The 1,019-nt window shown below is 58.7% G+C and carries 1 protein-coding gene; it reads right to left on the reverse strand.

The annotated features are described in order from the left end of the window. Positions 1–27: 27 nt before the first annotated feature. Positions 28–1,019 (reverse strand): IS3 family transposase (locus ACFWEM_RS34105; RefSeq protein ID WP_378540098.1); only part of this gene is annotated, 992 nt, incomplete at its 5' end.

Raw genomic sequence — 1,019 nt, forward strand, 5'->3', positions numbered from 1 at the left:
TGAACCGTGCCGGGTTTTTTGCCGCTCCTATGCTGGCGACATCTCCGGCTGGAGAATTGATAGTTGAGAGTAGTAGACGGCCTCGAACTCGTCCGGAGTGACGTAGTCCAAGGTGCCGTGCAGGCGGCGGGTATTGAACCAATCCACCCATTCCATCGTCGCGAATTCGATGTCGTCGATCGTCTTGATCGGGCCCTGCAGAAAGGGACTGCTCTTGGAAACCGCTTCTGTCTTGAACAGTCCGATCGTCGACTCCGCGAGGGCATTGTCGTAGGCGTCGCCGACACTTCCAATTGAAGCTGCAATCCCTTCCAACACAAGCGTTTCCGCGAAGGAAATAGATGTGTACTGACTGCCGGCATCGCTGTGATGGATCAACCCGTCACCTACCCGATGTCCACCATGATCGCGTCGCCACAACGCCATCTTCAACGCCGAAGTGACCATCGCCGTGTCCTTCACTGTCAAGGCATGCCAGCCGACGATTGCCCGGGACAAGCAGTCGATCACGAATGCGACGTAGACGAACCCCGCCCACGTTCGGCAATAGGTGAAATCGGTAACCCATGTTCGGTTCGGAGCTTCGGCGGTGAAATCGCGATCGAGTAGGTCGGGTGCCCGCCGACTGTCCTTGCCGTGCGGAATCGTGGTTCGGTGCTGCCGGCCTCTGACCACCCCGTTCAGTCCTTCGTCGCGCATCAAACGGTCGACGGTGCAGGCCGCGACGTGGTGGCCTTTGCGGCGCAGGTGAGCAGTCATCTTTCGTCGGCCGTAGAGTCCTTCGGCAGTGCCGATTGTTGCTCGCAGTTCTTCGGTGAGGTGGGCGTCGGTGATCGTCCTTGCAGATGGTGCTGCGGTTTTCCAGTTGCGATACGTGCGTGGGGCGACCTGGATTCCTTGTGCGGTGAGCACTCGGCAGATCGACTCGACCCTGAAATTTTGTGCACGCATGTCGTCGATGAACTGGACTATCAGCGGCGGCGAGGGTCGAGTTCCCTCGCGAAGAAAATCGATGCCGA

The organism is Rhodococcus sp. NPDC060176 (assembly GCF_042728675.1).
Taxonomy (GTDB): Bacteria; Actinomycetota; Actinomycetes; order Mycobacteriales; family Mycobacteriaceae; genus Rhodococcus_F.